Origin of the sequence: Coleofasciculus chthonoplastes PCC 7420 (genome assembly GCF_000155555.1) — a bacterium.
Classification (GTDB): domain Bacteria; phylum Cyanobacteriota; class Cyanobacteriia; order Cyanobacteriales; family Coleofasciculaceae; genus Coleofasciculus; species Coleofasciculus chthonoplastes_A.
Genome location: NZ_DS989841.1, coordinates 169,716 through 171,983 on the forward strand (window position 1 = coordinate 169,716; position 2,268 = coordinate 171,983).

Genomic DNA, 2,268 nt, shown 5'->3' on the forward strand with positions numbered 1-2,268 from the left:
GACGGTTAACGTGGCAGGGAGATGAGGTAGCGATGCAGAGGGCGCTACGGGATGAATGGTAATCGCTACTTGTTGGATACAAATGCGATTGTGGCTCTGCTGCAAGGCAATTCTCAACTGATTCAATTACTGCAAGATGCAGATTGGATAGGAGTTTCGGTAATCAGCCAAATTGAATTTTTGGCGTTTTCTGGATTGAGTGAAGCTGATCGTCAGCTTTTCCAGCAGTTTTTGCAGCGAGTAACCCAAAAGGCTAGCAATGGCGTTAGATAACACTTACACTCTACCCAATCTCCAATAAATCTCTATCCACCAACTCGAAGCTGTGCCAAAATCAAGGCAAGTGTCTCCTCACTCACATTCAATAGCTATGGCTTGGGTATCAAGACAGAGGTTACAAGGTGGTAAATACACGATTGAGCAAAAACTAGGTGAAGGTGGCTTTGGTGTAACCTATCGCGCCTGGGATAATAACGGGCAAATGATTGTCATCAAAACCCTAAATGACAATGTGCAACGCCGCGCCGACTTTGCCAAATTTCAGCAAGATTTTCTGAACGAAGCGCTAAGGTTAGCTAAATGCTCTCATCCCCATATTGTCAAGATTTACGAGGTTATCCAAGAGGGGGAACTATGGTGCATGGTGATGGAATACATTGACGGAGAAGATTTAGCCAGTCGAATTGAGAACAAGGGCGCTTTACAGGAAGTTGAAGCCTTACGCTACATTCAACAGATTGGTGAGGCGCTAACGGTTGTTCATAATAACGGCTTGTTGCACCGAGATGTGAAGCCCCAAAATATTATGTTGCGTTCTGGTAAATTGGAGGCAGTGTTAATTGATTTTGGTATTGCCCGTGACTTTAACCCAAATTTGACCCAGACGCATACTCAAATGGTTTCCGATGGTTTTGCTCCGATTGAACAGTACGACAAGCGGTCAAAACGGGGGGCTTACACTGATGTTTATGCTTTAGCTGCGACACTGTATTCGCTGCTAACTGGAGAAGTGCCAACGATTGCTCCACTCAGGGCTATTAATATGTCGTTTTTGAAGCCAAAGGAGATTAATTCAACTATCAGCGATCGGGTAAATCAGGCGATTCTCAAGGGGATGGAGGTAAAACCAGAGGAGCGACCTCCATCAATACAGGAGTGGTTGGCATTACTTCAGACTAATAATGATGCTTGTGCTTCTCCCCTGCAAATAGTTGGAACTTGGTATGGTGAGTTCGGTAGTGGTAAAGCTACTCTCTCTATTACTCACCAATTTAATGATTCATTTAAGGGAATTTTGATTCACGAACATTGGTGGAATGGTACAGCTAAAGTTGCTATTAATGGTAATCTTGATCCTAAAACGAATGATGTAATAATAAGAGAGTTAGAGGTCATTTCAGGATACTGGAGACTTGGAGAAAATAAAGGCACATTATCATCGGATGGTAAACAACTATTTGGAATAGGGAAAGATAAAAAAGGTTTATACAAATGGTCATTTCAGAGGCTTGATTAGTGGAGATTAGAGATTTTCGTTGTTTTATTTAGTCAAAAATTTGCTTCTTCAGATTATTCGCTAATTTACCTCACATCGTAGCGGCATCGCTTCCCTTCAGTAGAGGGTTAAACAAAGTGCGATCGCTGCCTCAGTCTATGTGAGAAGTCTTGATTCAATGCTTAGAATTATCTATATCGGGTATTCCGGACTTAGTGTGCTAAAATATCAGCTTTTATGAACCAGAAAGCTTGCCAAATAAAGACTGTAGCTTTTAACTACTTCAAAACAAATTTAAATCCGGGTAAAAATAGTTAAAGCTATTGCTGTCCAATATTCTGGCAAATTAAACTAACAATTTAGCACACTAACTACGTAAGACCCCCCTTAAGAGTCGATAATTGATCAACAAAACCCGTACACCTGAATGTAGGGAATCTAGGCTTGCGCCCTTACCGAAGTACCGCATCAGACTGGAAATCGCTATATAATGACTGGCATCTGTAGAAAGCTGGAGTCATTCCCATGTCGTTACAAGAACTCAAAGAACAGGCTTTCAAGTTATGTTCCGTTATTCGCTCCCCTTGGTAAGGGGAGGGTCAGGGAGCTCACAAGGGTAGGTTTTTTAAGATGGGGGTTTAGCTAGACAAGTAGACAGGTAGACCATCACTTCGACTTCGCTCAGCGACCGTAGACAAGAAGAGTGAGAACGAAAAATACGGCGTTTCGGCTTTTAGAAGTTAGTTTGACCGAACCGAATTCTGTACGGTTTT

2 protein-coding genes are annotated in these 2,268 nt (G+C 42.2%); both read left to right on the forward strand.

Annotated features, from left to right (window positions below; all coding sequences use genetic code 11):
- Window positions 1-51 precede the first annotated feature (51 nt).
- A complete protein-coding gene (locus MC7420_RS00725) occupies window positions 52-273 on the forward strand; it encodes a hypothetical protein (protein ID WP_006098224.1) in 222 nt (73 codons plus the stop codon).
- A gap of 97 nt (window positions 274-370) precedes the next feature.
- Window positions 371-1,516, forward strand: a complete 1,146-nt coding sequence (locus MC7420_RS00730) for a serine/threonine protein kinase (RefSeq protein ID WP_006097992.1) — start codon at window positions 371-373, stop codon at window positions 1,514-1,516.
- Window positions 1,517-2,268: the final 752 nt, after the last annotated feature.

Bases quoted from the DNA above. Each gene is read 5' to 3' on its own strand.
- MC7420_RS00725 (WP_006098224.1), top strand. From the start codon at position 52: ATGAATGGTAATCGCTACTTGTTGGATACAAATGCGATTGTGGCTCTG.
- MC7420_RS00730 (WP_006097992.1), top strand. From the start codon at position 371: ATGGCTTGGGTATCAAGACAGAGGTTACAAGGTGGTAAATACACGATT.